Source organism: Larkinella knui (assembly GCF_003858645.1).
GTDB lineage: Bacteria > Bacteroidota > Bacteroidia > Cytophagales > Spirosomataceae > Larkinella > Larkinella knui.
In genome coordinates this window covers 722,535-745,661 of the sequence record NZ_RQJP01000004.1, presented here as the reverse complement: position 1 = coordinate 745,661, position 23,127 = coordinate 722,535, and the positions used below count along the sequence as shown (strand labels likewise).

Sequence of the window (23,127 nt, the reverse complement as noted above, 5' to 3'; positions counted from 1 at the left end):
AAAAAAGTATAAAGCCTTAAAGATCAGTTGGTTTTTCATCAGTCACCGAATGTTAAGTTGACAGGTTAGTTGGAATTCAATACCCCGGATTTTGGACGAGTGCCGGATTGACATCGATTTCGTTTTGCGGAATGGGATACAGCAAGTGCTTGTCTTCCGCCGGAATGCCCGATTTCCGGATCACATCCAGGTACTTCCCGGTCCGGAGTAAATCCCAGCGCCGGTGGCCTTCGAAGCAAAGTTCCCAGCTCCGTTCCTGCAAAACCGCATCCCGAAACTGCTCTTTTGTCAGTCCGGTCAAATCCTGCGGGGCCGCCGTAGCCACGCCGTTCCGGGCCCGGGCCCGAACCTGATTGATGGCGGCAAACGCGTCGGCGGTTGGGCCGTTGAGCTCGTTCAGGGCCTCGGCATACATCAGCAGCACATCGGCGTACCGAATCACCATGAAGTTGTTGCGGGCCTGGTTGGGGCCGCAGGGCGTCGGGTCCCAGTATTTATCGTTGAAAGCGCCCGTCCGGGATTGGACGACGGTTCCGTTGGCCAGTTTCTTTTCCCGGATAATGGTTACCTGTTTGCGGTAATCACCCGGCAAATACGAAGCTTCGTGCGCGTCGGTCGCCTGGTACGCGCCCCCTTCCAGGTCGATGGGATACGTAAAATAGATGGCAAAGATTTTGGCAAACGCGCTGCCGTAGGTCTGTTGAACACAACTGTACTGAACCGAAAAAATATGCTCGATGCCGTTTTTGTTCTCGGGAAGAAATACGGATTTATAATCCGGAAACAACGCATACGCCCTGGAATCAATGACTTCTTTGGCTTTGGCAGCCGCATTCGTCCAGTCTTTCCGGGTCAGGTAAACCTTCGCCAGAATCGACTTCACGGCACCCGACGTGGCCCGGCCAATTTCGCTCGCAGCGGTATATTTAACCGGAACAACCTTTTCCGCATCCAGCAAATCCTGCGTAATCTGCTGGTAGATTTTATCGACCGGATCGCGCGGGACTTTCACATTGACCACATCGTTGGAAACCGTCGTAATCAGCGGCACATCGCCAAAAGCCCGCACCAGATCGAAATACGCCAGCGCCCGCAGAAATTTGGCTTCGCCCACAATCTGATCGCGCAATTTGGCGTCCATCGCAATGCCGGGAACCTTGTCGATCACGCGGTTGGCCCGGTTGATCAGCTGGTAAACCGCCGTGTAAAAATTGTCGAAGTTCGAGTTGGCGGACGTATACCGGCACTTGTCAATCTCGATGTTTTCGGCGCTGCCGCCGTCGGCCCGAATGAAGCATTCTTCGCCACTGGCATCCGACAGGGTGGTGATTCCCAGGCCGTAATAGCTGTTGGTCCGCAGGGCGTTGTAGACGCCGTTGATGGCCGAGGTGGCGTCTTTGTCGGTATTGAAGGAGTTGGATTCTTCAAAAAAATCCAGCGGTTTTTCTTCCAGATTATTCTCGCAGCCGACCAGCAGCAGCCAACTAAAAAGAAGCGATACGAGTCTTATTTTCATGTTTTTACGAACAGATTAAACGGTTCAGAAAGTGAGATTGGCCCCCACCGTAATGGTGCGGGAAGCCGGGTAGGCAAAGCGGTCGAAACCGTAGAGGGTATTGCTGTTTCCGTCGGAACTGACTTCCGGATCGTAGCCGACGTATTTCGTAAACGTCAGCAGATTCTGGCCGCTGACGTAGACCCGGGCGCGTTTGATAAACCTCGGCAAAACCGGTACCTGGTATCCCAGCGAAACGTTTTTCAACCGCAGGAACGAACCGTCTTCGATGAAATCGGACGTTGTTCCCTTGCTCCACTGACGCATGGCCGGGATTCGGTTGGAGGGCCGGTCGGGACGCCACGAACCTTCGATCACGGTACGAAGCTGGTTGGTCGTCGGGTCGGTCGATTCAATGGTTTGGCGGGTGGCATTGTACAATTTATTGCCGTAAACACCCTGCACGAAAACCAGCAGATCGAACCCCTTGTAGGACAGGTTGTTGGTCAGCCCGTAGATGAATTTGGGCAAACCGTTTCCGATGATCGTCCGGTCGGTGCTTTCGTTGAAAACGCCGTCGCCGTTCACATCCTTGAAGCGGGGAGCGCCCGGCAAATCGCCCGTTCGGGCCTTCAGCCCGGCCTGTTTGATTTCTTCGGCGGTTTGCCAGATTCCGTCGAAAACTGTAGTGTAGAACGACCCGATGGATTCACCGACCTTGACGATGGTTGCGCCGGAAAAAAACTGCTCGGCATCGGCCAGTTTCAGCACTTTGTTCCGGTTAAAGGACACGTTGCCGCTGGAAGTCCACTGTACTTTTCCGTCGATGTTGATGGTGTTGATTGCCAGCTCGAACCCCCGGTTTTCGAGACTACCCACGTTCCGGGTCACGGTTGTAAAACCCGTCGTGGCTGGTAATTCAACGTTCAGGAGCAGGTCGGTGGTGGTTTTGATGTAATAATCGGCCGTCAGTTGCAGGCGGTTATTGAGCAGGCTGACGTCAAATCCGGCGTCGAACTGGGCGGTTTTTTCCCAGCGTAAATCCGGATTGGCAATCCGCGATGCCTGCGTCATCAGCACTTCCGTATTGTTGAAAACCGTACGGCTGGTGCCGTATTGCGAGAGGGAATTGTATAAGCCGATGCCGTCGTTGCCGGTAATCCCGTAGCTCAGCCGGAATTTCAGGTCCGAAATGGCCCGCACACTTTTCAGGAATGGCTCTTCCGAAACCCGCCACGCGAACGCGCCCGACGGGAAAAAACCGTATTTATGATTGGCTCCGAACCGCGAGGAGCCATCGACCCGGCCCGTAAACGTCAGCAGGTATTTGTCCCTGAACCGGTAATTGGCGCGGGCCAGATACGAATTCAGGCCCCAGCGGCTGGCCGATCCGCTGGGTGGGCGCGGGTTGTTGGCCAATCCCAGGTTCTGGGCACCCAGCGCATAATTCGGAAAATCCTGGGCTTCCTGATACGTTCCCACATTCTTTGCCGACTGGAACGTTAGGCCCGCCAACAGATCGATGCTGTGGATAGCATCGAAGGCTCGGGTATACGACAACGTGTTTTCGTTCAACAAGTTAACAGTGTTACCGGTGCCATTACTGCCAACTCCGTTGAGCGTATTCGCCACAACGGTCTGGGGCGAAAAGAAGGTATTGCGCCGGGAATTCAGGATGTCGGTGCCGACGCTGATTCGGGCCGTCAAACCGGCTCCCAGGAGCAGTTCGCCGAACATATTTCCCAGCACACGGTCGCTGGTCAGCGTGTTGGTCGACGTTTTTGCCAGAGCCACCGGATTGGGAAAAACCCCAAAACCGGAACCCGACCCGACGTTCAGCAACTGGTAATTGCCGCTGGCATCGAAGATGGGATTGGCGGGCGAATACGTGAGGGCAGCCCCGACAGGCCCGTTGGTCCCCACTTCATTGATGGCGTTGGTGATGGCCCGGCTGATGGTGATGGTGGAGCCAATTTTCAAACGGGAACTGACCCGGGCATCCAGGTTGATGCGGGACGAATACCGCTTGAAGTCGGAATTGATCACAATTCCGTCCTGACCGAAATAGTTGCCGTTAACGAAATACCGCAGTTTATCATTCCCTCCCGAAAACGAAAGCTGGTAATTCTGCACCGCAGCGGGGCGGTAAATTTCCTCCTGCCAGTTGGTGCCGACGCCGTATTCTTCCGGTTTTTTCGGAAACTGCGTCGTATAGCCGTAGCGTTGCGCAAAACCGAGGTTGCGCAACTGCTCGTTTTTCAGTTCGGTATGTTCCGCAGCCGTTCCCAGATCCAGCATTTTCCGGATTTGCTGAACACCGTAATACGCTTCAAAGTCGATGTTGGATTGTCCTTCTTTGCCGCGTCGCGTTGTAATCAGCACCACGCCGTTGGCCCCCCGCGAACCGTAAATGGCCGTTGCCGACGCGTCTTTCAGGATTTCAATGGACTCAATATCGTTGGGATTGATTGTCGCCAGCACGTTCTGATTCGTTCCGGTATTGGTCGGGCCACCGGGAAACGAAGTGGAACTCGAAACCGGAAAACCGTCGATGACATACAGCGGTTCGTTGTTGGCCGAGATGGAATTGCCGCCCCGAATCCGGATGGTAACGCCCCCACCCGGCGAGTTCGACGACTGCGTCACCTGAACCCCGGCGGCCCGGCCCTGCAACGCCTGATTCAAACCGGAAACGGGCTGGGATTTTACTTCGGTTGCGCTGATGGACGACACGGCACCCGTCAGATCGCGTTTTTTCACGCTTCCGTAGCCGACCACTACCACTTCATTCAGTGATTTTTCGTCCGCTTCCAGCCGAACCGTCAGGACCGATTGCGACCGGACGGTAATTTCCTGACTCTGATACCCGACAAAGCTGAACACCAAAACCGCCGACTGATCCGGCACGGCCAGTCGAAATGCGCCTTTGCCGTCGGTAGCCGTGCCCCGTTGCGTCCCTTTCAGCAACACACTGACGCCCGGCAAACCTTCGCCCTTTTCGTCCGTTACCACCCCCGAAATGGTCAGTTCGGCCCGTTGCGCGGGCGCTTCGATCAGTTGGTCATCCGGAAATACGGCGCTCGTGGTCTCTTTTTTGAGCACGATGTAATTTCCCGAAACCTGATAGGTGATGTTCAGCGGTTTCAGCAACCGGTTCAACACCACCTCCAGCCGGTCGTTTTCGGCCCGGACGGACACCTTGTTTCCGGTAGCAATCAGTTGCGGAACGTACGTAAATTTCACGTTGGCGGCTTTCTCCAGCCGGTTCAGGACCGTCCGTAAGTCCTTGTTATCCAGTTGAACAGAGATGGGTCGGTTGAGCAGTTCCTGGGCCATTCCATTTCGGGCCAGGGTTAGCCCCGCAAAGACTACGGCCAGCACGAACTGTACGCAAGTAATCTTCATAATCAGGCAAAAGGTTGGGGAATAATCCCACAGTTTTTTCATACTTTTAGCAGTGTTTTTGTTCGACAAGTCAGAAGTGGAGGCAAAAACAATCCCCATCCCCGTTTTTCAGGGTAGTCGCAATACCAGTAAAGCAAGGGAGGGCACTGATTCGCCGGAGTATCGGAGCCGTTATGGTCGCAACATGACGGTTCTGTTCCGGCTTTTTTAGTAAAAGGGGTTATCGTTTCTTCATGCAATCAGGGTTTAGGAAATGGAGTTATTTAATCACAATTAACTTATTTACAAGACCTTACGTTCTTTACCAACCTTGTTCCGCTGGTTGGCAGCCTTTTCCTGAAATCACAATTTTCGCATCCCAGACTTCGTACGTGGCGTCGATGGTCTGGCAGATGATGTCGAGTTTTCGGAAGAGCGGTTCGTCGCCCAGCGGGGCGGTCAGATTACAGCTTTTCAGGGTTTTGGCGTCGTAGACAATCGACACGCCATACGAGGTTTCCAGCGTTTTGAACACCTCGGCCACCGGCGTATTCTCAAAAATAAAGTTCTGGTTGTTTTCGGGCTTCCTGATCAGGGCCGGCACCTCCACCAGTTTGCGGGTCAGCCGGTCGTTGTCGGTATCAAAAAAGGCCTGTTGATTGGGCGTCAGCAAAAGCGCACCTGCGGGCTGCCCGGTTTCCGGTTGCGTCCGGTCGATCGACTTGATTGGAAAAACCGCTACTTTTCCGGTCCGGACAATCACCGTTACCCGATCGGCCTTTTCGAGCGCCCGAATCACAAAACTGGTACCTACTACTTTGGTAACCAATCCATTGGCATAAACCATAAACGGTTTTTCCGGCTGTTTAGTCACTTCAAAAAACCCTTCACCCGATAGAAACACTTCGCGCTTGTCGCCCGCGAACGTGGCCGAATAACTCACCCGGCTGTCGGGTTGCAACACCACCGTGCTCCCTTCGGCAAAGCGAACCGTCAGCGGTTGGGTTGTATTGTTTATTTTTTCAACCAGATCAATCGTAGACCGGGAAACCAAGCCCGAATAGGTTCCCGATTGTTCGGTTAGTTTTGATCGCAGCATATACCACCAGCCAATGCCCACCAGCAGGAGTACCGCAGCGGCTAACTGCAGCCAGTTCGGCCGTTCTACTTTCGGCCACATCCAGCGGGGTTCCGGCTCCTCGCCCAGTTCCCGAAGGCCGGTTGTCCGCTGATCGATTTCGGCCCACATCCGCCGGCCCTGTTCTTCAGTGGGCCTGGTCTGCAGCTGCGAAACGGCCTTCAACAGGGAGCGGGCGGTCAGGATAACGGCCTGCTTTTCCGGATGCTGCGCCAGGAATTCCTGCCAGAACGAATCCGTTTCCGCATCAGGCGATTGCACCCACTGTCGAAAATAATCGTCTTCGGCAAAGTCTTCCGTGGTATAGTCCGTGTACGTATTCATTGCATCAGGGCCATAAAATAGATGAATAGTCCGCTCTTTTATACCAAGAGTCCAAAAATTGAAAAGTGTCCCCTCCGGTTCTGATTTTTTCTGCACCCACGGCATTTAATTTTCAAGGGTTGAGCTAGATGACTATACCTGTCAGGTCTTCAAGATCTGACAGGTATAGTCATCTAGCCAGTTTGACCTGGCTCGTGGTCGTTAGAAAAAGAATAGAAGCAGCCCCAGAAACGGCGCCAGGTAGCGGGCGTTTTCGCGCAGGTGGGTCATGGCTTTGTGCAGCGTGTTCCGAACGGATTTGTCGGTGATGCCCATAATAGCCGCAATTTCGCCGGTTTTGAAGTTTTCGTAGAAGCGCAACATCACCACTTCCAGTTGGCGTTCGGGAAGTTGTTTCAGCGCCTGGGCGAGTTGCCGGACCAACTGCTGCTCGTGCTCCTGTTCGGTAATCTGGTGTTCCGGCGTTGTGTCGCTGCGAAAGGGAGAGGTTAAAAGATCGACGGATAAAAACCGGTTTTCTTTCTCGGCCAGCCGGTGGATTTTTCGGCGCAGGGAGCGAAATAAATAGAACTTGACCGATTCGGCTTCGCCCAGATTTTGCTGAATCCGCCAGAGGTCTACAAACAAATCCTGAATGGCATCTTCGACGAGAGCCGTGTCGGGCATCAGTTTGTAGCCGTAATTGTATAGCGTGCGGTAATAGCGTTCGTAGAGTTCGGCAAAAGCCCGCCGGTCGCCTTGTTTCAGGGCGTTCCAGAGAATGGAATCGGGTTGCCGTTCAGTGATCAAGCTCTTAATCCGGTTTAGGAAAATCTACCCGAATTAAAGAGAAAATTTTATAATAAGGATGGAATTAATACTAAAAATGGAGATAAAAGAACAGAGAGGAAAGAAGAAAGAAAACCGTTTCTGCGATTGTCTTTCTTCTTTCCTCTCTGTTCTGTACGCTCAATCAAAAAAATGACACCCGAATCACCCACGGACTACTGCCGTACACGAACGATGAGAAAACCGGATCGGCGTTATAACTCAGGTTGTACAAGGCGGTTAGGTTGACCCCAAACCGCCGGCTAATGGGTTGCGAATACGTTAACCCAACCAGTCCGGCACTCACCCACCGGCGCAGGTTCTGAGTCGTGCTCTGATTGACATTATACCCCACGTTGGTGTTTTCAAATTCGCCGTGCAGGTAGAGGTTCTTGACGATATTGGGAATGATTTCGTACATCCCGAATACCCGTCCGCCATACTGATTGGCGTGGTAAACCTCGGTGGCTCCGCCCTGGTAATAATACTTGGCGCGGTAGTATACGTAATTGACGCCGACCCCCAGAATAGCCCTTTCCGAAGCCTGGTAAGCGATAACGGGCGAAACGCCGATGCTGAAAGGATTGCCAATGGAAACGTTGCTGATGCCCCCACCAAACCGCAACCGTTGCGAAAAGGGGAGTGGATCGCCTTCCGGGGTTTTGGTTTTCAACGGATCTTTTCCATCTCCGCGCCGTTCTTCCGGGTCCTCGGTAATTTGCCCGAAGGCTACACTGCTACTTATGAGCATAATTGCTAATAAGCCTTTCTGTATGAAGTTCATAGAGTTGATTAATGAACAAAAATGAATACTCAGTATGTAAACGAAAAAATAGTGGTTTTTAGTAAGTAATATGCCTTTTCAAAACCCAAACTCTTTCACCTCCGGATCGTTCAGCAATCGTTTGATGCAGCGTTCGTGGGCTTTTTCCGACCCGTTAACCTTCCAGTTCCCGATGATGTCGTTGCCGATGCGCTGCTGGGACAGACGCTCCGAATGCAGTCCGAATTCTTCGAATTGTTTTTCGTAGTGGGTCAGCGTTTTATTTTTAAAGGTAGTCACAATTCGGTATTCCCGCGATTGATTAATTCGGCCAATGCGGGCGGCTAGTCGGTGCAAAAGTAGCAAGGTAGAACCAATAACGATAAAACCACCCACGGCAATGTCATAAAAACCGCCCCCAATGGCCATGCCGATGGCGGCCATTGCCCAGATGGTTGCGGCCGTGGTCAGGCCCTTCACCATCGTTTCCTGCCGGAAGATAATTCCCGCACCCAGAAACCCAATCCCGTTGACAATATTGGCGGCAATCCGGTCGTCGGAACCGAAACGGCGCGAAACGATGGTAAACAGGGTGGATCCGACGCAAATCAGAATGGTGGTCCGCAGGCCCGCCGATTTGCTGCGGTATTCGCGTTCCGCACCAATCAAACCGCCCAGCAGCATCGCCAGCAGGAGTTTCAGAATATCTTCTCGTACAATCGAATCCATTTACACTGATCTGGGCCCTCTTCAGGGCGGTGGGGCAAACCTTGTTTAAAAAGAAACCATCCTTTCAAAAAAACCGTTAGTCCAAAGATAGAGTTTTGCTAAATTTATAGAATGAATTTATCGGTTAGTCTGCCGCCTGACGGCTCATTTCAACAGCCCAACGTTGAACATCTTGATCCTAAACAGTATATCATCATCAAGGGTGCCCGGGTTCACAATCTGAAAAGCATCGACGTTGCCATTCCCCGTAACAAACTGGTGGTGATTACCGGCCTTTCGGGCTCGGGCAAATCGTCCCTGGCATTCGATACGCTATTTGCTGAAGGTCAGCGGATGTATGTCGAAAGCCTGAGCAGTTACGCCCGGCAGTTTCTGGGCCGGATGGAAAAGCCCGAAGTCGACTACATCAAGGGCGTGTCGCCGGCCATTGCCATCGAACAGAAAGTAACGACCCGCAATCCCCGTTCAACGGTTGGAACAACCACTGAAATATATGACTACCTGAAACTGCTCTTTGCCCGCGTCGGGATCACCTACTCGCCGGTTTCGGGGCAGGAGGTGCGCAAAGATACGGTAACCGATGTGGTTAATTACCTGTATTCCTACGAGCAGGGTCAGCGGGTACTGATTATGGCTCCGCTGCACATCCGCACCGACCGCACGCTGGCGGACGAACTGAAAGTGCTGCTTCAGAAAGGCTATACCCGGATTGTGGCCGATGGCGACGTGTTGTTCATCGAAGAAATGCTGGAACAGGGCGTCAAAGAACCGGCGCCGGGGGCATCGCTGGAAATCCTGATCGACCGGAGTACGGTGCAGTTTGGCGAAGACGGTCAGCCCGACGAAGACAGCCAATACCGCTTTTCGGATTCGATCCAGACGGCTTTCAATGAAGGCGAAGGCGTTTGCCGGGTCGACGTCGTTGGGAAAGAATCGCGCGTTTTCTCGGACAAATTTGAGTTAGACGGTTTGGTTTTTGAAGAACCGAGTGTCAACCTCTTCACGTTCAATAACCCGTATGGTGCCTGCCGCCGGTGCGACGGTTTTGGCAAAGTGCTGGGCATCGACCCCGATCTGGTGATTCCCGACAAAAATCTGTCGGTATTCGAAGGCGCGATTGCGCCCTGGCGGAGCGAGAAAATGAACGAGGAATTTCTGAAACCGCTGCTCAAAAACGGCATCCGGTTCGACTTTCCGATTCATCGTCCCTATAAAGATCTATCGCCGGAGCAGAAAGAAACGCTCTGGACCGGCAACAAATACTTCCAGGGTCTGAACGCTTTTTTCGATTTCGTGGAAAGCCAGACCTTTAAAGTGCAATACCGGGTAATGCTGTCGCGCTACCGGGGAAAAACCACCTGCCCCGAATGCCGGGGTTCGCGGCTGCGGAAGGATGCCAGCTACGTAAAAATTGCCGGTGGAAAATCCATTACCGACATTGTGCTGATGCCGATTGGCGAAGCCGCCGGTTTCTTCCGGAATCTGGAATTACCCCCGCATCAGCAGGAAGTGGGCAAACGCCTGCTCACCGAAATCCGCAACCGGCTCGATTACATGGAGCGCGTCGGGTTGACTTATCTAACGCTGAACCGCCTGACGAACACGTTGTCGGGTGGTGAGTATCAACGAATTAAACTGGCTACTTCGCTGGGTAGCGCCCTGGTCGGTTCGATGTATATTCTGGATGAACCCAGCATTGGCCTGCATCCGCGTGACACAAAGCAACTGGTTAGCGTGCTGGAAACGCTGCGCGATCTGGGCAATACCGTCATCGTGGTCGAACACGAGGAGGAAGTGATGCGGGCCGCCGATCAGCTCATCGACATTGGCCCCGACGCGGGTGTCAACGGGGGGCATCTGGTGTTTCAGGGCACGTGGGAGGAAGTGAAGAATTATGAGTTAAGCGTGAAGAGTGGGCATCAAGAGCAAATCACATCCCCTCATTCGTATACGATTGATTTCCTTATCGGGAAAGAAACCGTGCCGGTTCCGAAGTTTCGGCGGAAAGCCACGCACTGGCTGGAGGTGAACGGCGCGCGGGAGAATAATTTGAAGGATCTGGACGTGCGGTTTCCGCTGAACACGCTGACGGTGGTGACGGGCGTGAGTGGCTCGGGCAAATCGACGCTGATTCGCAAGGTATTATACCCGGCTTTGACCCGCCTGAAGGGCGACGGTTCGGAGGAAGCGGGCAAGCACGATAGTTTGGGAGGCAGCACGGACCGCATCGTTTCCATTGAGATGATCGACCAGAATCCGATCGGAAAATCGTCACGCTCGAATCCGGTGACGTACATCAAAGCCTACGATTATCTGCGGCAGGTGATGGCCGAGCAACCCGTGGCTAAGGCGCGCGGCTACAAACCGTCGCACTTTTCGTTCAACGTCGACGGTGGCCGCTGCGAGGTTTGTCAGGGCGAAGGCGAGGTGAAGATCGAGATGCAGTTTATGGCCGATATTTACCTGAAATGTGAAGGCTGTAACGGGAAACGGTTCAAACAGGAAATTCTGGAAGTGACGCTGAATGACAAAAATGTGGCCGATATTCTGGAAATGACCGTTGACGAAGCCATTGACTATTTCCGGAAAGCGGACCAAAAAATGGTTGAAAAGCTGATGCCGCTCCAGGATGTCGGTTTGGGTTATATTACACTCGGACAATCATCGAACACCTTATCGGGCGGTGAGGCCCAGCGCGTTAAACTGGCGTCGTTTCTCGGAAAAGGGAATCCAAACAAAGGCGGAACGCTGTTCATTTTTGATGAACCGACCACCGGGTTGCACTTCCACGACATCCGCAAACTGCTGAAAGCCATCAACGCGCTGGTCGATCAGGGCGACAGTGTGATCATCATCGAGCACAACACCGAGATCATCAAATCGGCCGACTACCTCATCGACCTCGGTCCCGAAGGTGGCGATACGGGCGGTTACGTCACCTTTGCCGGAACCCCGGAAGAGTTGGTTCAACTGCCGGAAGGCGAAAATTATACGGCGGATTTTTTGAGGGGGAAAGTGTAATAGGAATACGCGTACAGGCCAAAAAAGATTTAGCCATTCATTTTTAGGTTTATACAACAAAGGGATTCACAACCCGTTGTATATCAATACCATCGCCTAAACTTCTTTCTAAAAATGGTTTCCCTGTTTGTTCTGTTGATTGGCAGTATAGGCTTAGGGCCAGCGTATTCCGCCAGCCAGCCGGCTTCTTTCGTGAAGGCCGATTCCCTTCCATCCCGGCAAAAAAACCGGTCTTTTCATCAAACTGAACCGTTCCGGCTGACGTCCTATCAACCTGCTTTACGGTCTTCTCCACGGTTTCATACGGTGATCGTACCGCCGGGTAAACATCAGTCAGGCCAGGCACCGATCAATGGGGAGATTGCTTTACCGATCGGTTTTGACGAAAAGACACTAACGGTCCGGGTTGGCCCTGCGGTTTTGCAAGCCGGAAAAGACTATCGATACAACACGGCGGTGAATCGGCTCCAGATTTTGAATCAGGCGATTTTACAATCGGAAAAGCCGATCGAAATTACGTACGACACGATGCCGTTGCACCGCAAGCTTTGAGCTTTTCAGAAAGCACGTTATCTCCCACACACCAGTATTTTTTTTAGTGTCTCAGCCTGAACGAGATGGGCAGATTTACAACCCGGCTGATAACCAGGCCAGACCGCATTTACGATCGGCACAGTCTGTCATTTCCTAAATTTTCCGGATTGCTGGTCAAGCCCGTGCGCTACGATTTCCTGTAGTGAAGCGCCACACAGCCGGATTTGAAAACCGACGTATCCACCAGCTTTAAATCAACGTTTTCCGTAAGGCTGCCGCCCTCGATCAATTGGCGGCCTTTGCCCACCAGCACCGGATGGATAACCAAATGAAATTCATCGATCAGCTCTGCTGCGATCAATTCCGGCAGTAGACTGACGCTGTCTATCGAAATTTTTTTGCCCGGTTGCTGCTTCAGTTTCCGGATCTCTTCGACCGGGTTGCTACGAACCAGTCGCGCAGGAGCCTCCACCTGGTCTAGTGATCGCGAAATAACCACTTTATCGATCGCGGTCAGCCGTTGGGCGAATCTATTTTCATCGGCTGTGCCGGATTGGTTTTTGGCCACATCGCTCCAATGGGGAAACATGAGCTGATACATGATCCGGCCGAAAACGATCAGATCGACGTCGTCCATCATACGAGTGAAATAATCATGCACCTCTTTACTGCCCTCGGCACTGGGCTTGAAAACCGTGTGGTCACAATAGCCATCGAGGCTAATATTCATTCCAAAAGTTACCGTTCTCATTGTAGTGTTCATTAATTTTTAGGATGGAATCAAAAATAAGCGCTACCCGCCAGGGACAAAATATCCTTCGCCACCATCGTGAGGTCATTATTCAGTTGGTGCCCCCCGCTGGCCAGTTCGCGGAAAGTTGCCCGGGGAAGCTTTTCCCGATACCTGGTCAGGTGTGCCAACGGCACCTCCTGATCATCCCGGCAGTGGTAAAGAAAAACAGGAACGTCGCCGGGCAACTGGTCCGCAAAATTTTCTTTCAGCTTAAACCCTTCTTTCCACGCTTCATCCCCACTCCAAAAGGGAGTAGCGAGCAGAAAAATGCCGGTAATCTTCTTCCTTATTTCGTTTTCGGAGACATATTTCAGCAGCATGGAAGCCCCTAACGAGTGCCCCACCAAAATCAGTTCTCCATCGATCCGCGAAATGGCGTCGCCAATCTGCCTGATTCGGCCTAAATCCGGAGCGGACTCATTGGGTAAGGAAGGATAATGTACCTCATAAGCACCTGACAAGGTGGACTGTAGTGACTCAACCAGCTTTTTATCGGCTTCGTAGTCTTCTGCACTTCCTCCTCCCTGAATAAATAGCAACGGCCTGTTGATACGGGTCATGGTGATTGCTGGTCAATTAGTGTCGGACAAAGGTAAAGCAGACCCGTTTCCGACGCCCGGTGCAATTGCGTCAAAATGGAGGGGAGTTTGCGACGAACTGTTCTTTTTTTACGGGAACGTGACCACTTTTCGTCCTGAGCCTTGATGGCAACGATCCAATCCTGGTGGATTTAGTATAGTCGGATCACGTGTCCGGTATTGGCTCCAAAAACACTCTTTCTAAACCCGTATTCCAATTGCTTCATGGTCGTGGGCATCTCACCCGGGAAAAACGGAAAATACCGGGGGGAGTTTTCAATCACGTTTGGACTCACGGCATTGATGCGGATCCCATTTTCCAACTCAATGGCAGCCGCTCGAACAAAACCTTCCACCGCGGCATTGGCGGCCGAAGCATTGGCAAAGTTCTTTTGCGGCTCGTGCGTCAATGCGCCGGTAATCAGCGTGAAAGATCCCCTGGGATTGATGTAATGCTGACCAATCAGCACCAAATTGATCTGGCCCATCATCTTGCCTTCGACGCCCTGACGAAACTCCTGATCGGTTAAGTTTTTCCACGGACCAACGTACGTGGGACCTGCCGTACAAACCAGAGCATCGAAAGCACCTATTTTTTTGTACATGGTTTCGATTGACTCCGGTGATGTGACCTCAACCTGAATGTCTTCGGTTCGGCGGCCCACCCGGATTACGTCATGGTCTTTTTCGAAACAGGTTGACAAATAACTTCCCATAGTGCCTGAAGCACCAACGATAACAATTTTCATTTTACTGAATTTAGTATGATAAAAGAATAGACTGCTTGATTCGGGCAGGAGGTAGCCATTAGAAACCGCTACGCTTTAACCCCGTTTTTCGGTTTGCTTTTTTCTGGGCGGTTTTGAAACAACCAGGCTGATATTGAGCAGCCGGTTATAGCGCTTAACGTCCTGGGAAATAGCAACCAGCCCATAGCCGTAACGCGCATCCAACGTGAGGTGGGTTCTTCTGATCCGAAAGGTATACCCTGCACCCGCCTGGAAACCCAAATCCCACCGTTTGAAGTCGCCGGAAGACGTACCAAAGGAAATCCTGGTTGAAGAGGCTGGAACCGCTTCGGAACCATCCGTTTTCAGGCGTCCTCCCAGCGTGTAAGCCGCATACGGACCGGCATTAACATAAAACGGATGGAGGTGTATACGGGCCAGGATGGGCATCTCAACCGTAAAAAGCCGCACCGTGGATTTGTTGATGGTCAGCGGATTATTCCCGTTCAGTTTTCCTCCTTTCAGAGCGAAATAAAGCTCCGGTACCACCGAAACGACCGGACTGATGCCAGCCTGATAGGATGCGCCGATTTGCAATCCTTTAAAATCTTTCTTGTACGGTCTCAAGTCCTTATTCATACTGCCGTAGTTGAAGTTCGTCGTCAGGGAGTTAAGGGACAGACTGAAGCGGTTTTCCTGCGCAAAAGAGGGGACCGAAAGGGTCATCAGCAGCATCGTGGCTGCGAATGAGGTTGTTATGGATTTGATAGGAGACTTCACAATAATTTGTGTTTACGTGTTAATGAAAAGTTGCGTTGCGAAAACCCAGCGCTTACCAGCAGACATGATAGCGAAGCGGGTTCCGGCACTTTCAGGCGAAGGCCATTTTTCGGGGAATAACCTCGGATTTGAAGAATACGTAACTGTAGATCAGCGTATTCATTCCCAGCATGAACAGGGCTTCCATGACCAGAAAGCAGAAATAGGTCAGCCCGAAACGCTCTTTAAAGATTCGCAAATAGGGATAAAGCAGGCTGGCGATTCCGCCAGCCAAACAGACCAGCATCAATTCAATGGCGGTTCCTAACACAACCAGGGCTGAATAAGCGGTTCCCTGCATCAGAGACTCCTGATTGATCAGAATTGGATTGAACTTGAGTCCACTAATCGCGAATCCCGTAACCAGGATAAAAAAGATACCCGTTAGAACGGCCTGTATTTTGTCGGTGTGTTTTTCGGAAACGACCAGGCTGTCGCTCCCCTCCCTCCGTACGGGTTGTTTATTCGTTTTCATGTTCAGCGGTTTTTATAGGAGCGAGCAGCGACTTTCCCCGATCAGTTCTTTATTGGCCATCGATTCGTTATCCGTTTTCATTGCCGGACGTGCTTGGTAGCTTCGTTCGTTGCTCTTTTTCCCGAAAACTGCCGAATCAGAAAGTTAACCGCTGGAATCCCCGCAAAAATCATCCAGGGAACCAATGAAACGGTGAGAATAAATGTTCGCAGATACAAAGGAAAAATCGACAGTTTTTCGCCGAAAACGGTCAGAAACAAGGTAATGGAAGGATAAATGACCACCCAGATTTTTAAGGACGCTATTAATTTTGCTTTCATGGTTTCTACTTTTTTGAACCCGTATTAATCGTTCACAAAAGTAGATGGCGCCCCCAAAGGGATGGTAGGAGGATTCTTTAGTTGGATAGGACTTAGCTGAAATTCTTCCGGAAAACATCCGGCGATTGCCCGGTATGGCTCTTGAAAAATCGGATGAAGTACGACGTATCCTCGTAGCCCAGATGCCAGGCGATGTCCTTGATTTGGTTGGGTGTGGCCAGTAAATAGCGCTTGGCTTCCAGCAGGATTTGCTCCGTAATTAAGTCGGCTGCGGTTTTGCCGACGGATGCTTTGGTAATGGCATTGAGCTGATAGACGGAGAGATTGAGCAACCGGGCATACTGCGACACACTCTTGACCTGGGTGATCTTCTCTTCCAACAGCCGGAGCAACTCTTCGTAACGTTCCTGAATATACGTGTTTGCTCCGGATGAAACCCGGGTTGGGTTTCGGCTTTGCCGCACCAGCTCAATCAGGAAAAGATCGAGGTTCGCTTTGATGGCTTCCTGATATCCTGTCTCCTTGGCCGCATACTCTGTGAAGCAATTCGACAGGTAGGAAAGCAGCTTCCTGAAACGGCTTTCTTCGACTTCACAATGGTTTTTGCTAATGGCTTTCTTCCAATGCTGTTCAGCCAGGGTGTTCTTTGGCTGATAAAATGACGGATCAAATTCCAATAAATAACCGGTGCAACCGGCGGTTAGCTGAAGGGAATGTACCTGACCGGGACGAAGAATAAATACGGCATAATTGTGAATATCGTACCGAATAAAATCAATTTCATGAATGCCCTGCCCCTGCTCGACCGCCAGAATAAAGTAGAAGTCGTGTTTGTGCAGATCATGGACTAATGCCTTGTCGTTCAGTACATCGGCCAGATTCCGCATGCTAAACCGGCCCGCACTAGTTTGTCCCTGATGGGTATCGGCGAGATGTCTGACTGGAATTGTTTTCATGGTTTCTTCTTGATAAACACCCTCCATTCGTCCTTGCCTTTTGGCCACTGTGAGAAAAAGCAATTCTGGAAATACCGCCCTAAGTTACACCGGATTAAGTCAACTGCAATCCATCAGCATTTAGCAATCTCGGGTGTTGATCCGTATATTAGTCGGTAAAGAATGCCATGATTAAAGGTGTTTTCGGTAGAAATTCATAAGCTGTTCAATCATCAGCCCTGGCTTATCGTTTGGAATGGTATGGGAAGCGCCTTTTACATACATCAGACTCCGATTGGGGTGGCCCTTTGATACATTTTCATACTTTTTGCAGTTACGACTCTGAAAATTGGTCCCGGCGAATCGCCTGCACTGTGGTGGAGTTTCGTTATTTTTTCGGCGGGAATGGCCAGGTAAAGCGTACAATCAAGATTGGCAATTCATATCCGACAGAGGAAACGAAATACCTCTCAACCACCAACGGTAGAACGGATCGTACGTACACTTGCCCGTAATAGGTTTTAGTTTTCCAATGACCTATTTTAGTACCATTCTTTGAATAGCACAAAAGCCCGATTCCCCGGTTTTGACTGTCCCCGATTTGGGATCAAGTCAAAAAGAAATCCGCCTATGCAGCTAATTTTCAACCTGATGATCAGTTATATACACTTTGAGATACCACTGATTTCCCCGGCCCGCGGTTTTAGCCGGGCGTCAGTTAGCGAGCCAACTGCCGATCCAACTCGTCAAATCAGTCCCCGATGACCTTCAAATACGTTGATAAGCCAGAGGTTTTTATTGGATTAGGAGACGAGGAAACGCCGTGCGATCTGTGCCATCAGCAGAAACCGTGCTTCGATGCGGCAGCATTTTTTGGGGAAGAGGAAATGGCTTGGATCTGCCCGGATTGCCTGGCAAACGGGCGGCTTTATGAACGGGATAGTTACACCTGTCAGGGGGATGTAATGGAACTGAAACGGCAATTAAAAGCGCTCAATCCGGCGCTCACCAAAGCAGATATCGAGGATCTGGCCGACCAGAAAACGCTCGAACTGGAGAAAACCACGCCCCATTTAATAACCTGGCAGGACTGGGAATGGCCCTGCGCCGACGGTGATTACGCCCGGTTTATTGGCTACGGTTCCCGGCCTTTTTACCAGCACTTGGCCGGTGGTTCCGATGCTGAATCTTTTTTCAAAAAATCGATTGATTACGCTCAGAATGAGGCCCCGAATCCCGATGAATTATGGGAAGACGTGCCGAAAAAATCGATAAACAATTACGCCGACAGCAGCGAATACAGTACGCTTTTTTACGTTTTTAAAAGTCTTCATTCCGATCGAATTATCACCCTTTGGGACTCTGCTTAATCCATGAAACACCTGCTTTACGTAATCTTCATCAGCACATTCGCTCACTTCGCTTCCGGCCAGTCATTCGATCTGGTCATCAAAAACGGTCGCGTGGTCGATGGCACCGGCAATCCGTGGTACTACGCCGACGTGGCCATTCAAAACGGGAAAGTCGCCCGAATCGGTACCATTCCGGCCACAGAAGGCAAAACCGTGATCGATGCCAAAAACCAGATGGTAGCCCCCGGTTTTATCGACGTTCACACGCACGTGGAGGGCAGTTTGCAGGAACGCCCCGGCGCTGAAAATTTTATTTACGACGGCGTAACGACCCTCGTCACGGGCAACTGCGGCAGTTCGGCTACCAACCTGCGGCTTTTCTACGATTCGCTGCGCATCGGCGGTTTTTCGCCCAACCTGGCGTCGATGATCGGCCACAATACCGTACGGATGAAAGTGATGAAAATGGCGTTCCGTGAGCCAACCGCCAAAGAACAAACGGAGATGGAAGCCCTCGTCGAACAGGCGATGAAAGACGGTGCCGTCGGCATTTCCACCGGCCTGATTTACACGCCCGGAACCTATGCCCGCACGCCCGAAATCGTCAATCTGGCAAAAATGGCGTCGCGTTACGGCGGAGTCTACGCATCGCACATGCGCAACGAAGGGCAGGATGTGAAGAAAGCGATTGAAGAAGCCATTCAGATTGGTAAGGAAGCCGATATTCCGGTCGAGATTTCGCACTTTAAAGTCGCCAGCAAACCGATCTGGGGCTCCAGTGTCGAAACCGTGGCGATGGTGGAAGCCGCCCGGCGCGACGGCTACGATGTGACCGTCGATCAATATCCGTATACCGCTTCGAGTACGTCGCTCGCCAGCATCGTTCCTTCCTGGGCGCTGGCCGATGGCGATTCGGCTACCCTGCTCCGTTTTCGCGACCCGGCCACCCGCGCTAAAATCCGGAAGGAAATGCTGGACGGTTTGAAGAAAAACGACCGCAAAAATTTCGACTACGCCGTCGTGGCCTATTACCCGGCCGACACGACTTTCAACGGAATGAGCATCACCCAAATCAATCAGAAGCTGGGTCGAAAGAAAAACGCCGAAACCGAAGCGGATCTGGTGATGGAATTGATGGACAAAACCAGCATGAAACGCATTCAGATGGTGTATCATACGATGTCGGAGGATGACGTGGCCACGATCATGCGCTACCCGAACACCATGATTGCGTCGGATGCGGGCGTCGCGCGTTTCCAGTCCGGCATGCCGCACCCGCGGGGGTACGGCACGAACGCCCGCGTGCTGGGCCGGTATGTGCGCGACAAGAAAGTGATTCCGGTGGAAGAAGCCGTTCGGCGGATGTCATCGTTGCCCGCCCAGCGGTTTAAGCTGGACGACCGCGGCATTCTGAAACCGGGTTATGCCGCCGACCTCGTTATTTTCGACGAAAAAATCGTGTCCGACCAATCGACCTACGACGCCCCCCACGCCTACTCGACCGGTTTTTCGTACGTGCTGGTCAACGGCATTCCGGTGGTCGAGAATGGCAAACACAACGGCAAACGACCGGGGCAGGTGTTGATGGGGAAAGGCTATGCGGGCAAACCGGAATGATGTTCACTCACTGAAAAATCAGGGTATTTACTCCAGCCTGATCAGCTGCCCTTCCGGTGCGGGATGACCGTCCAGTGTTTGGCATCGGGCAAATGTACGGAAGCAATAGCAGCCGCTACTTCTTCCAGATTTTCCTCGTTGGTGGTAAAAAACAGGCTTTTAGCGTGTGAATCATCCTGCGTGGTATGCACTTCATAGTATTCGTTGTGCTGCCAGATATCGTCTTTTTCGACCAATTGAAAGTTCATTTTGTCTTTTGAAGTTAATAGGTTGAAGAAAACCGGTTGTCTACTGACATCGTTAGTCCGCTTGACTAACGATGTCAGTAGACACACGTTAGTTAGCGGCTTTTGCCGCTTCGACAGCCGCAGCCGCTTCAATCGCAGCAATAGCGGCTCCATTTTTCTCGGCGTACTGGTCACGCTGGGTTTCGAAGTAGGAAAAAATCTCCGTAATGGAGTCGAGATTTTCGGCAATTTTTCCATGCATCGTATCCAGGGTTTTTTCCAGATTCGTGTCATTCAACCCATTCATGTTGTCGACTTCGATTTTCCCTATTTTCTCAATGAGGGCCGTCTGACTGTGTTGAAGGTCCTCGAATTCACGAACAATTTTGTTCATCAACTCCAACTTCTGTAGCTTATCCATGATATCGATTTGTGGTATATACAAATTACTAACCGGCTACCTACCAAATAGTTTTACCGACACGGTTATTGCGTTACCTTGAATCGGAATTTTCCGTCCAACGGAGTCGGGCAATATGAAGTGTCCACCAAAGTTGTGCTTATCAATCGCAGTCATCGAAAGCGGCAAATACAACGGCAAACGACCGGGGCAGGTGTTGATGGGAAAGAGTATGTGAGCAAACCGGACTAATGTGAGCAACTATTTCTTGGCTGATTTCCCCGCCTGTGCCCGCCAGTTAATTCCTAAAAACGGAAAAGCCGGATGCTGACCACCCACCGTGAGACGCACGATCTCATCGGCAAAATCGAGGCCGTTCGAGCCATTGGCGAAATAGACCACCGCGTCTTTGCGCGTACGGTTTGCCATGATAAAGCATTTGAAAGCCCCATTGTCACCCCAGTGCCAGAAATAGGTCTCACCGGGCGTTTGTTCCAGGCCGATGCCCAAGCCCCAGTAGGAACCGGCCGCCAGCGTATCGGAGCCCGAAAAGCGCGTGGGCAACTGGCTTTGCGGGCTCAGCATCTGATCGACTGTGGCGGGTTTTAATCCCGTTGCGTTGAAAATAGCCAGAAAAAACCGGGCATAATCGGGAGCCGTGGTGTGCAGGGAATAGGCCATATTGGCCTGCGCCGGTTGGTATTTTTGCCCAACTTCGCCCGACTCGTTGTGCGGCTGGGCGTAATTGGCGGTAAAGGCCGGTTGCCAGATAAAGCTGCTGTGCGTCATTCCCAGTGGCTTCAAGACCCGGTTTTCCATAAACGCCTGGATCGGTTCGCCCGTAATTTTTTCAACCACTTTTTGCAGATAGACGAACCCTTCCCCGGAATACCCAAACCGTTCGCCGGGTGAACGAAGCAGGGTCAGTTCGGAGGAGCGACGGTTTTTACGCCAGTTGGGGAACCCGGTCCGGTGGCTCAGAACCAGCCGGGCCGTAATTTTCGTATACCGCTCATCGTCGGCCACATCAGGATAGGGCAGGTATTCAAACAGCGGTTTGTCCAGATCCAGACGACCTTCGTCCACCAGTTGCAGCACCGCATACGCAAAGAGGGGTTTAGTCAGGGAAGCGGCTTCAAATACGGTATTGGAATCAACTTGCTGAGTCGAGTCCGCTTTGGTGAAGCCATAAGCCTTCCGATAGGAAACCTGACCCTTCTGAATCCATACCAGCGACAGACCGGGTACGCGGGCGCTATCCATAAGCTGCTTTACGGCCCGGTCGAGTTGGGCGAATGTTGTAGTAGCCGGTTTGTTCTGAGCCTGACCAAAAGCCGCCAGTAAGCTGAACAAGGTCACGAATGCCATTCGGGTGCCGGAAGGTGGAGAGGTTGCGGTCATGCTATTGCCAGGTTAACGGATGAAAGATGGCGAATTTTGCGGAATGGTTGCAGAGAGAAAGTAGAAATGGATTCGAATCGGCGTTGATTGGCATCATTTTCCTACAGGCTCAATGTCGATTTTTCAGTAAAACCGCTCGCCGAAAAATAAAACGGCTGGTGGCTCGCTATGAATTATGAAGTCCATTACTTTGCAATACAAAGTTCTTTCTTAAATTTGCATAATTGATCATGTAATGACTTAACGCAACGAATTAATAGTCTGAAAATACCGGGCTGCGCTGAATCGTAGAAAGTCCGAAGCGGGTTGCCCTATATCCACACCATTCCTTTCATTGATTATGAGGTTAAATCTAAAAATGTATGCGTATTGCTTCCAAACTGGACCAACTTCATTTGCGGGTCAAGCAAAATAGATGGTTGCACTATTTTGCCGTTTTCAATCGGATTGCTCTGGCAGCCGGTTTCTTGCCTTCGGGTTTTGTAAAAATTGTTGGGGAGCGGTTCACGTCGCTGTCTGTTAATCACCCGATGGGGAACTACCTGGAAGCCCTGCACCATACCGGGTATTATTACACGTTTATTGGCGTCCTGCAAGTGACCGCGGCTCTTCTGCTGCTGATTCCCCGGACGGCGACGCTCGGTGCCTTGCTCTATTTTCCGATCATTTTAAACATTTGCATCCTGTCGTTTGCGGTGCGTTTTGATGGGTCCCTGCTTACGTCTCCCCTGATGGTGCTGGCTAATTTGTACCTGCTTTGCTGGGACTACGACAAACTAAAATTCATTTTTCCCTTTCATGACCCGCCCGTTCCCGATGCCATAGCCAGGCAAAAAAGCCTGACGAGCCCGTTTCCGACCGTTTTTTTTGCGGGGGTCGTTGCCACGGTTTTCATGGTGGGGCTGCTCATCTTCAACGCATTCGCCATTCGCCCCCGCAACACCTTATCCGATTGTCAGGAGCAATGCAAGGGCAGCAACAAATCCGAAGCCTGCTACGAGTTCTGTGATTGCATTCACAAAGACGGCCAGCCGCTCGACAAATGTTTGGACGCCTACAACAAGGCTCCGGCCAACGACAGTCGTCCTTCATCCCCGAACTAAAATGAGCCAGTTATTCTATAAACTTCTGTTTACCCTGGTCGTTCTGATGATTCCCATTCCAATTGCCCTGTGCGACTTTAATTCGATAGCCTTGCCGGGTGGAATGCTTGGGTCTCCGGAATTGCCTTCTTAACCGGCTTTATTTGGCTGGCGTATTTAATGCATCTCCACATGACCAGGCCAG

22 protein-coding genes are annotated in these 23,127 nt (G+C 51.5%); 6 read left to right on the top strand and 16 right to left on the bottom strand.

Features of this window, described 5'->3' with window-relative positions; all coding sequences use genetic code 11:
* Positions 1 to 76: 76 nt before the first annotated feature.
* The 6 genes from EHT87_RS21495 to EHT87_RS21470 form a co-directional block, all read right to left on the bottom strand.
* Positions 77 to 1,516 (bottom strand): RagB/SusD family nutrient uptake outer membrane protein, encoded by a 1,440-nt coding sequence (locus EHT87_RS21495; protein WP_124908708.1) that lies wholly within the window; start codon positions 1,514 to 1,516, stop codon positions 77 to 79.
* Between the two features lie 24 nt (positions 1,517 to 1,540).
* Entirely contained in the window at positions 1,541 to 4,942 is a 3,402-nt protein-coding gene (locus EHT87_RS21490; RefSeq protein WP_185716308.1) for a TonB-dependent receptor, read from the bottom strand.
* Positions 4,943 to 5,201: 259 nt separating this feature from the next.
* A complete protein-coding gene (locus EHT87_RS21485) occupies positions 5,202 to 6,341 on the bottom strand; it encodes a FecR family protein (protein WP_185716307.1) in 1,140 nt (379 codons plus the stop codon).
* A gap of 201 nt (positions 6,342 to 6,542) precedes the next feature.
* A complete protein-coding gene (locus EHT87_RS21480) occupies positions 6,543 to 7,130 on the bottom strand; it encodes an RNA polymerase sigma factor (RefSeq protein ID WP_185716306.1) in 588 nt (195 codons plus the stop codon).
* Positions 7,131 to 7,293: 163 nt separating this feature from the next.
* Complete coding sequence (locus EHT87_RS21475) at positions 7,294 to 7,932, bottom strand: hypothetical protein (RefSeq protein WP_124908704.1); 639 nt, start codon at positions 7,930 to 7,932, stop codon at positions 7,294 to 7,296.
* A 78-nt stretch (positions 7,933 to 8,010) separates the two neighbouring features.
* A complete protein-coding gene (locus tag EHT87_RS21470; RefSeq protein ID WP_124908703.1) occupies positions 8,011 to 8,640 on the bottom strand; it encodes an MgtC/SapB family protein in 630 nt (209 codons plus the stop codon).
* Between the two features lie 111 nt (positions 8,641 to 8,751).
* Here EHT87_RS21470 and uvrA point away from each other — a divergent pair, with 111 nt between their 5' ends.
* Both uvrA and EHT87_RS21460 read left to right on the top strand, forming a co-directional pair.
* The gene (gene uvrA, locus EHT87_RS21465) at positions 8,752 to 11,661 is read left to right on the top strand and encodes an excinuclease ABC subunit UvrA (protein WP_124908702.1); all 2,910 of its coding nucleotides are present in this window, start codon (positions 8,752 to 8,754) and stop codon (positions 11,659 to 11,661) included.
* Positions 11,662 to 11,775: 114 nt separating this feature from the next.
* Complete coding sequence (locus EHT87_RS21460) at positions 11,776 to 12,213, top strand: hypothetical protein (RefSeq protein ID WP_124908701.1); 438 nt, start codon at positions 11,776 to 11,778, stop codon at positions 12,211 to 12,213.
* Between the two features lie 169 nt (positions 12,214 to 12,382).
* Here the strand turns inward: EHT87_RS21460 and EHT87_RS21455 are convergent, their stop codons facing one another.
* The 7 genes from EHT87_RS21455 to EHT87_RS21425 all read right to left on the bottom strand — a co-directional run bounded on the left by EHT87_RS21455 (position 12,383) and on the right by EHT87_RS21425 (position 16,864).
* On the bottom strand, positions 12,383 to 12,946 hold the full coding sequence (locus tag EHT87_RS21455) for a dihydrofolate reductase family protein (protein WP_124908700.1): 564 nt from the start codon (positions 12,944 to 12,946) through the stop codon (positions 12,383 to 12,385).
* A gap of 29 nt (positions 12,947 to 12,975) precedes the next feature.
* Positions 12,976 to 13,548, bottom strand: coding sequence for an alpha/beta hydrolase (locus EHT87_RS21450; protein WP_229321230.1), 573 nt, complete (start codon positions 13,546 to 13,548; stop codon positions 12,976 to 12,978).
* Positions 13,549 to 13,718: 170 nt separating this feature from the next.
* A complete protein-coding gene (locus EHT87_RS21445; protein ID WP_124908699.1) occupies positions 13,719 to 14,315 on the bottom strand; it encodes a short chain dehydrogenase in 597 nt (198 codons plus the stop codon).
* Between the two features lie 75 nt (positions 14,316 to 14,390).
* On the bottom strand, positions 14,391 to 15,074 hold the full coding sequence (locus EHT87_RS21440) for a porin family protein (protein ID WP_229321228.1): 684 nt from the start codon (positions 15,072 to 15,074) through the stop codon (positions 14,391 to 14,393).
* 91 nt (positions 15,075 to 15,165) lie between these two features.
* Positions 15,166 to 15,588, bottom strand: coding sequence for a hypothetical protein (locus EHT87_RS21435; protein WP_124908698.1), 423 nt, complete (start codon positions 15,586 to 15,588; stop codon positions 15,166 to 15,168).
* Positions 15,589 to 15,665: 77 nt separating this feature from the next.
* Positions 15,666 to 15,908: a putative antibiotic biosynthesis monooxygenase gene (locus EHT87_RS21430; RefSeq protein WP_124908697.1), complete on the bottom strand. Its 243-nt coding sequence runs from the start codon at positions 15,906 to 15,908 to the stop codon at positions 15,666 to 15,668.
* A 92-nt stretch (positions 15,909 to 16,000) separates the two neighbouring features.
* Positions 16,001 to 16,864, bottom strand: coding sequence for an AraC family transcriptional regulator (locus EHT87_RS21425; protein WP_124908696.1), 864 nt, complete (start codon positions 16,862 to 16,864; stop codon positions 16,001 to 16,003).
* Positions 16,865 to 17,604: 740 nt separating this feature from the next.
* Between EHT87_RS21425 and EHT87_RS21420 the strand changes: the two genes are divergently transcribed.
* Both EHT87_RS21420 and EHT87_RS21415 read left to right on the top strand, forming a co-directional pair.
* Positions 17,605 to 18,213 carry a CbrC family protein gene (locus tag EHT87_RS21420; RefSeq protein WP_124908695.1) on the top strand — a complete coding sequence of 203 codons (609 nt, stop codon included), beginning with the start codon at positions 17,605 to 17,607 and terminating at the stop codon, positions 18,211 to 18,213.
* A 3-nt stretch (positions 18,214 to 18,216) separates the two neighbouring features.
* Positions 18,217 to 19,812, top strand: a complete 1,596-nt coding sequence (locus tag EHT87_RS21415; protein ID WP_124908694.1) for an N-acyl-D-amino-acid deacylase family protein — start codon at positions 18,217 to 18,219, stop codon at positions 19,810 to 19,812.
* A gap of 41 nt (positions 19,813 to 19,853) precedes the next feature.
* Here the strand turns inward: EHT87_RS21415 and EHT87_RS21410 are convergent, their stop codons facing one another.
* The 3 genes from EHT87_RS21410 to EHT87_RS21400 all read right to left on the bottom strand — a co-directional run bounded on the left by EHT87_RS21410 (position 19,854) and on the right by EHT87_RS21400 (position 21,840).
* Positions 19,854 to 20,060: a hypothetical protein gene (locus EHT87_RS21410; RefSeq protein ID WP_124908693.1), complete on the bottom strand. Its 207-nt coding sequence runs from the start codon at positions 20,058 to 20,060 to the stop codon at positions 19,854 to 19,856.
* Positions 20,061 to 20,148: 88 nt separating this feature from the next.
* Positions 20,149 to 20,460 (bottom strand): hypothetical protein, encoded by a 312-nt coding sequence (locus EHT87_RS21405; protein ID WP_124908692.1) that lies wholly within the window; start codon positions 20,458 to 20,460, stop codon positions 20,149 to 20,151.
* A 240-nt stretch (positions 20,461 to 20,700) separates the two neighbouring features.
* Complete coding sequence (locus EHT87_RS21400; RefSeq protein WP_229321226.1) at positions 20,701 to 21,840, bottom strand: serine hydrolase domain-containing protein; 1,140 nt, start codon at positions 21,838 to 21,840, stop codon at positions 20,701 to 20,703.
* Between the two features lie 362 nt (positions 21,841 to 22,202).
* On the opposite strand from EHT87_RS21400, the gene EHT87_RS21395 reads away from it, so the two are divergent.
* Together EHT87_RS21395 and EHT87_RS31770 are read left to right on the top strand one after the other, a co-directional pair.
* Complete coding sequence (locus EHT87_RS21395) at positions 22,203 to 22,943, top strand: DoxX family protein (RefSeq protein WP_124908691.1); 741 nt, start codon at positions 22,203 to 22,205, stop codon at positions 22,941 to 22,943.
* 1 nt (position 22,944) lies between these two features.
* Complete coding sequence (locus EHT87_RS31770; protein WP_262707758.1) at positions 22,945 to 23,076, top strand: hypothetical protein; 132 nt, start codon at positions 22,945 to 22,947, stop codon at positions 23,074 to 23,076.
* The last annotated feature ends 51 nt before the right edge of the window (positions 23,077 to 23,127 follow it).

Excerpts from the sequence above, each read along its gene's own strand:
- EHT87_RS21495 (WP_124908708.1), bottom strand. The coding sequence starts at position 1,516 with ATGAAAATAAGACTCGTATCGCTTCTTTTTAGTTGGCTGCTGCTGGTC.
- uvrA (WP_124908702.1), top strand. The coding sequence starts at position 8,752 with ATGAATTTATCGGTTAGTCTGCCGCCTGACGGCTCATTTCAACAGCCC.
- EHT87_RS21490 (WP_185716308.1), bottom strand. The coding sequence starts at position 4,942 with ATGAAAAAACTGTGGGATTATTCCCCAACCTTTTGCCTGATTATGAAG.
- EHT87_RS21430 (WP_124908697.1), bottom strand. The coding sequence starts at position 15,908 with ATGAAAGCAAAATTAATAGCGTCCTTAAAAATCTGGGTGGTCATTTAT.
- EHT87_RS21415 (WP_124908694.1), top strand. The coding sequence starts at position 18,217 with ATGAAACACCTGCTTTACGTAATCTTCATCAGCACATTCGCTCACTTC.
- EHT87_RS21455 (WP_124908700.1), bottom strand. The coding sequence starts at position 12,946 with ATGAGAACGGTAACTTTTGGAATGAATATTAGCCTCGATGGCTATTGT.
- EHT87_RS21475 (WP_124908704.1), bottom strand. The coding sequence starts at position 7,932 with ATGAACTTCATACAGAAAGGCTTATTAGCAATTATGCTCATAAGTAGC.
- EHT87_RS21400 (WP_229321226.1), bottom strand. The coding sequence starts at position 21,840 with ATGACCGCAACCTCTCCACCTTCCGGCACCCGAATGGCATTCGTGACC.
- EHT87_RS21420 (WP_124908695.1), top strand. The coding sequence starts at position 17,605 with ATGACCTTCAAATACGTTGATAAGCCAGAGGTTTTTATTGGATTAGGA.
- EHT87_RS31770 (WP_262707758.1), top strand. The coding sequence starts at position 22,945 with ATGAGCCAGTTATTCTATAAACTTCTGTTTACCCTGGTCGTTCTGATG.
- EHT87_RS21470 (WP_124908703.1), bottom strand. The coding sequence starts at position 8,640 with ATGGATTCGATTGTACGAGAAGATATTCTGAAACTCCTGCTGGCGATG.
- EHT87_RS21425 (WP_124908696.1), bottom strand. The coding sequence starts at position 16,864 with ATGAAAACAATTCCAGTCAGACATCTCGCCGATACCCATCAGGGACAA.
- EHT87_RS21410 (WP_124908693.1), bottom strand. The coding sequence starts at position 20,060 with ATGAACTTTCAATTGGTCGAAAAAGACGATATCTGGCAGCACAACGAA.
- EHT87_RS21405 (WP_124908692.1), bottom strand. The coding sequence starts at position 20,460 with ATGGATAAGCTACAGAAGTTGGAGTTGATGAACAAAATTGTTCGTGAA.
- EHT87_RS21450 (WP_229321230.1), bottom strand. The coding sequence starts at position 13,548 with ATGACCCGTATCAACAGGCCGTTGCTATTTATTCAGGGAGGAGGAAGT.
- EHT87_RS21485 (WP_185716307.1), bottom strand. The coding sequence starts at position 6,341 with ATGAATACGTACACGGACTATACCACGGAAGACTTTGCCGAAGACGAT.
- EHT87_RS21435 (WP_124908698.1), bottom strand. The coding sequence starts at position 15,588 with ATGAAAACGAATAAACAACCCGTACGGAGGGAGGGGAGCGACAGCCTG.
- EHT87_RS21445 (WP_124908699.1), bottom strand. The coding sequence starts at position 14,315 with ATGAAAATTGTTATCGTTGGTGCTTCAGGCACTATGGGAAGTTATTTG.
- EHT87_RS21395 (WP_124908691.1), top strand. The coding sequence starts at position 22,203 with ATGCGTATTGCTTCCAAACTGGACCAACTTCATTTGCGGGTCAAGCAA.
- EHT87_RS21460 (WP_124908701.1), top strand. The coding sequence starts at position 11,776 with ATGGTTTCCCTGTTTGTTCTGTTGATTGGCAGTATAGGCTTAGGGCCA.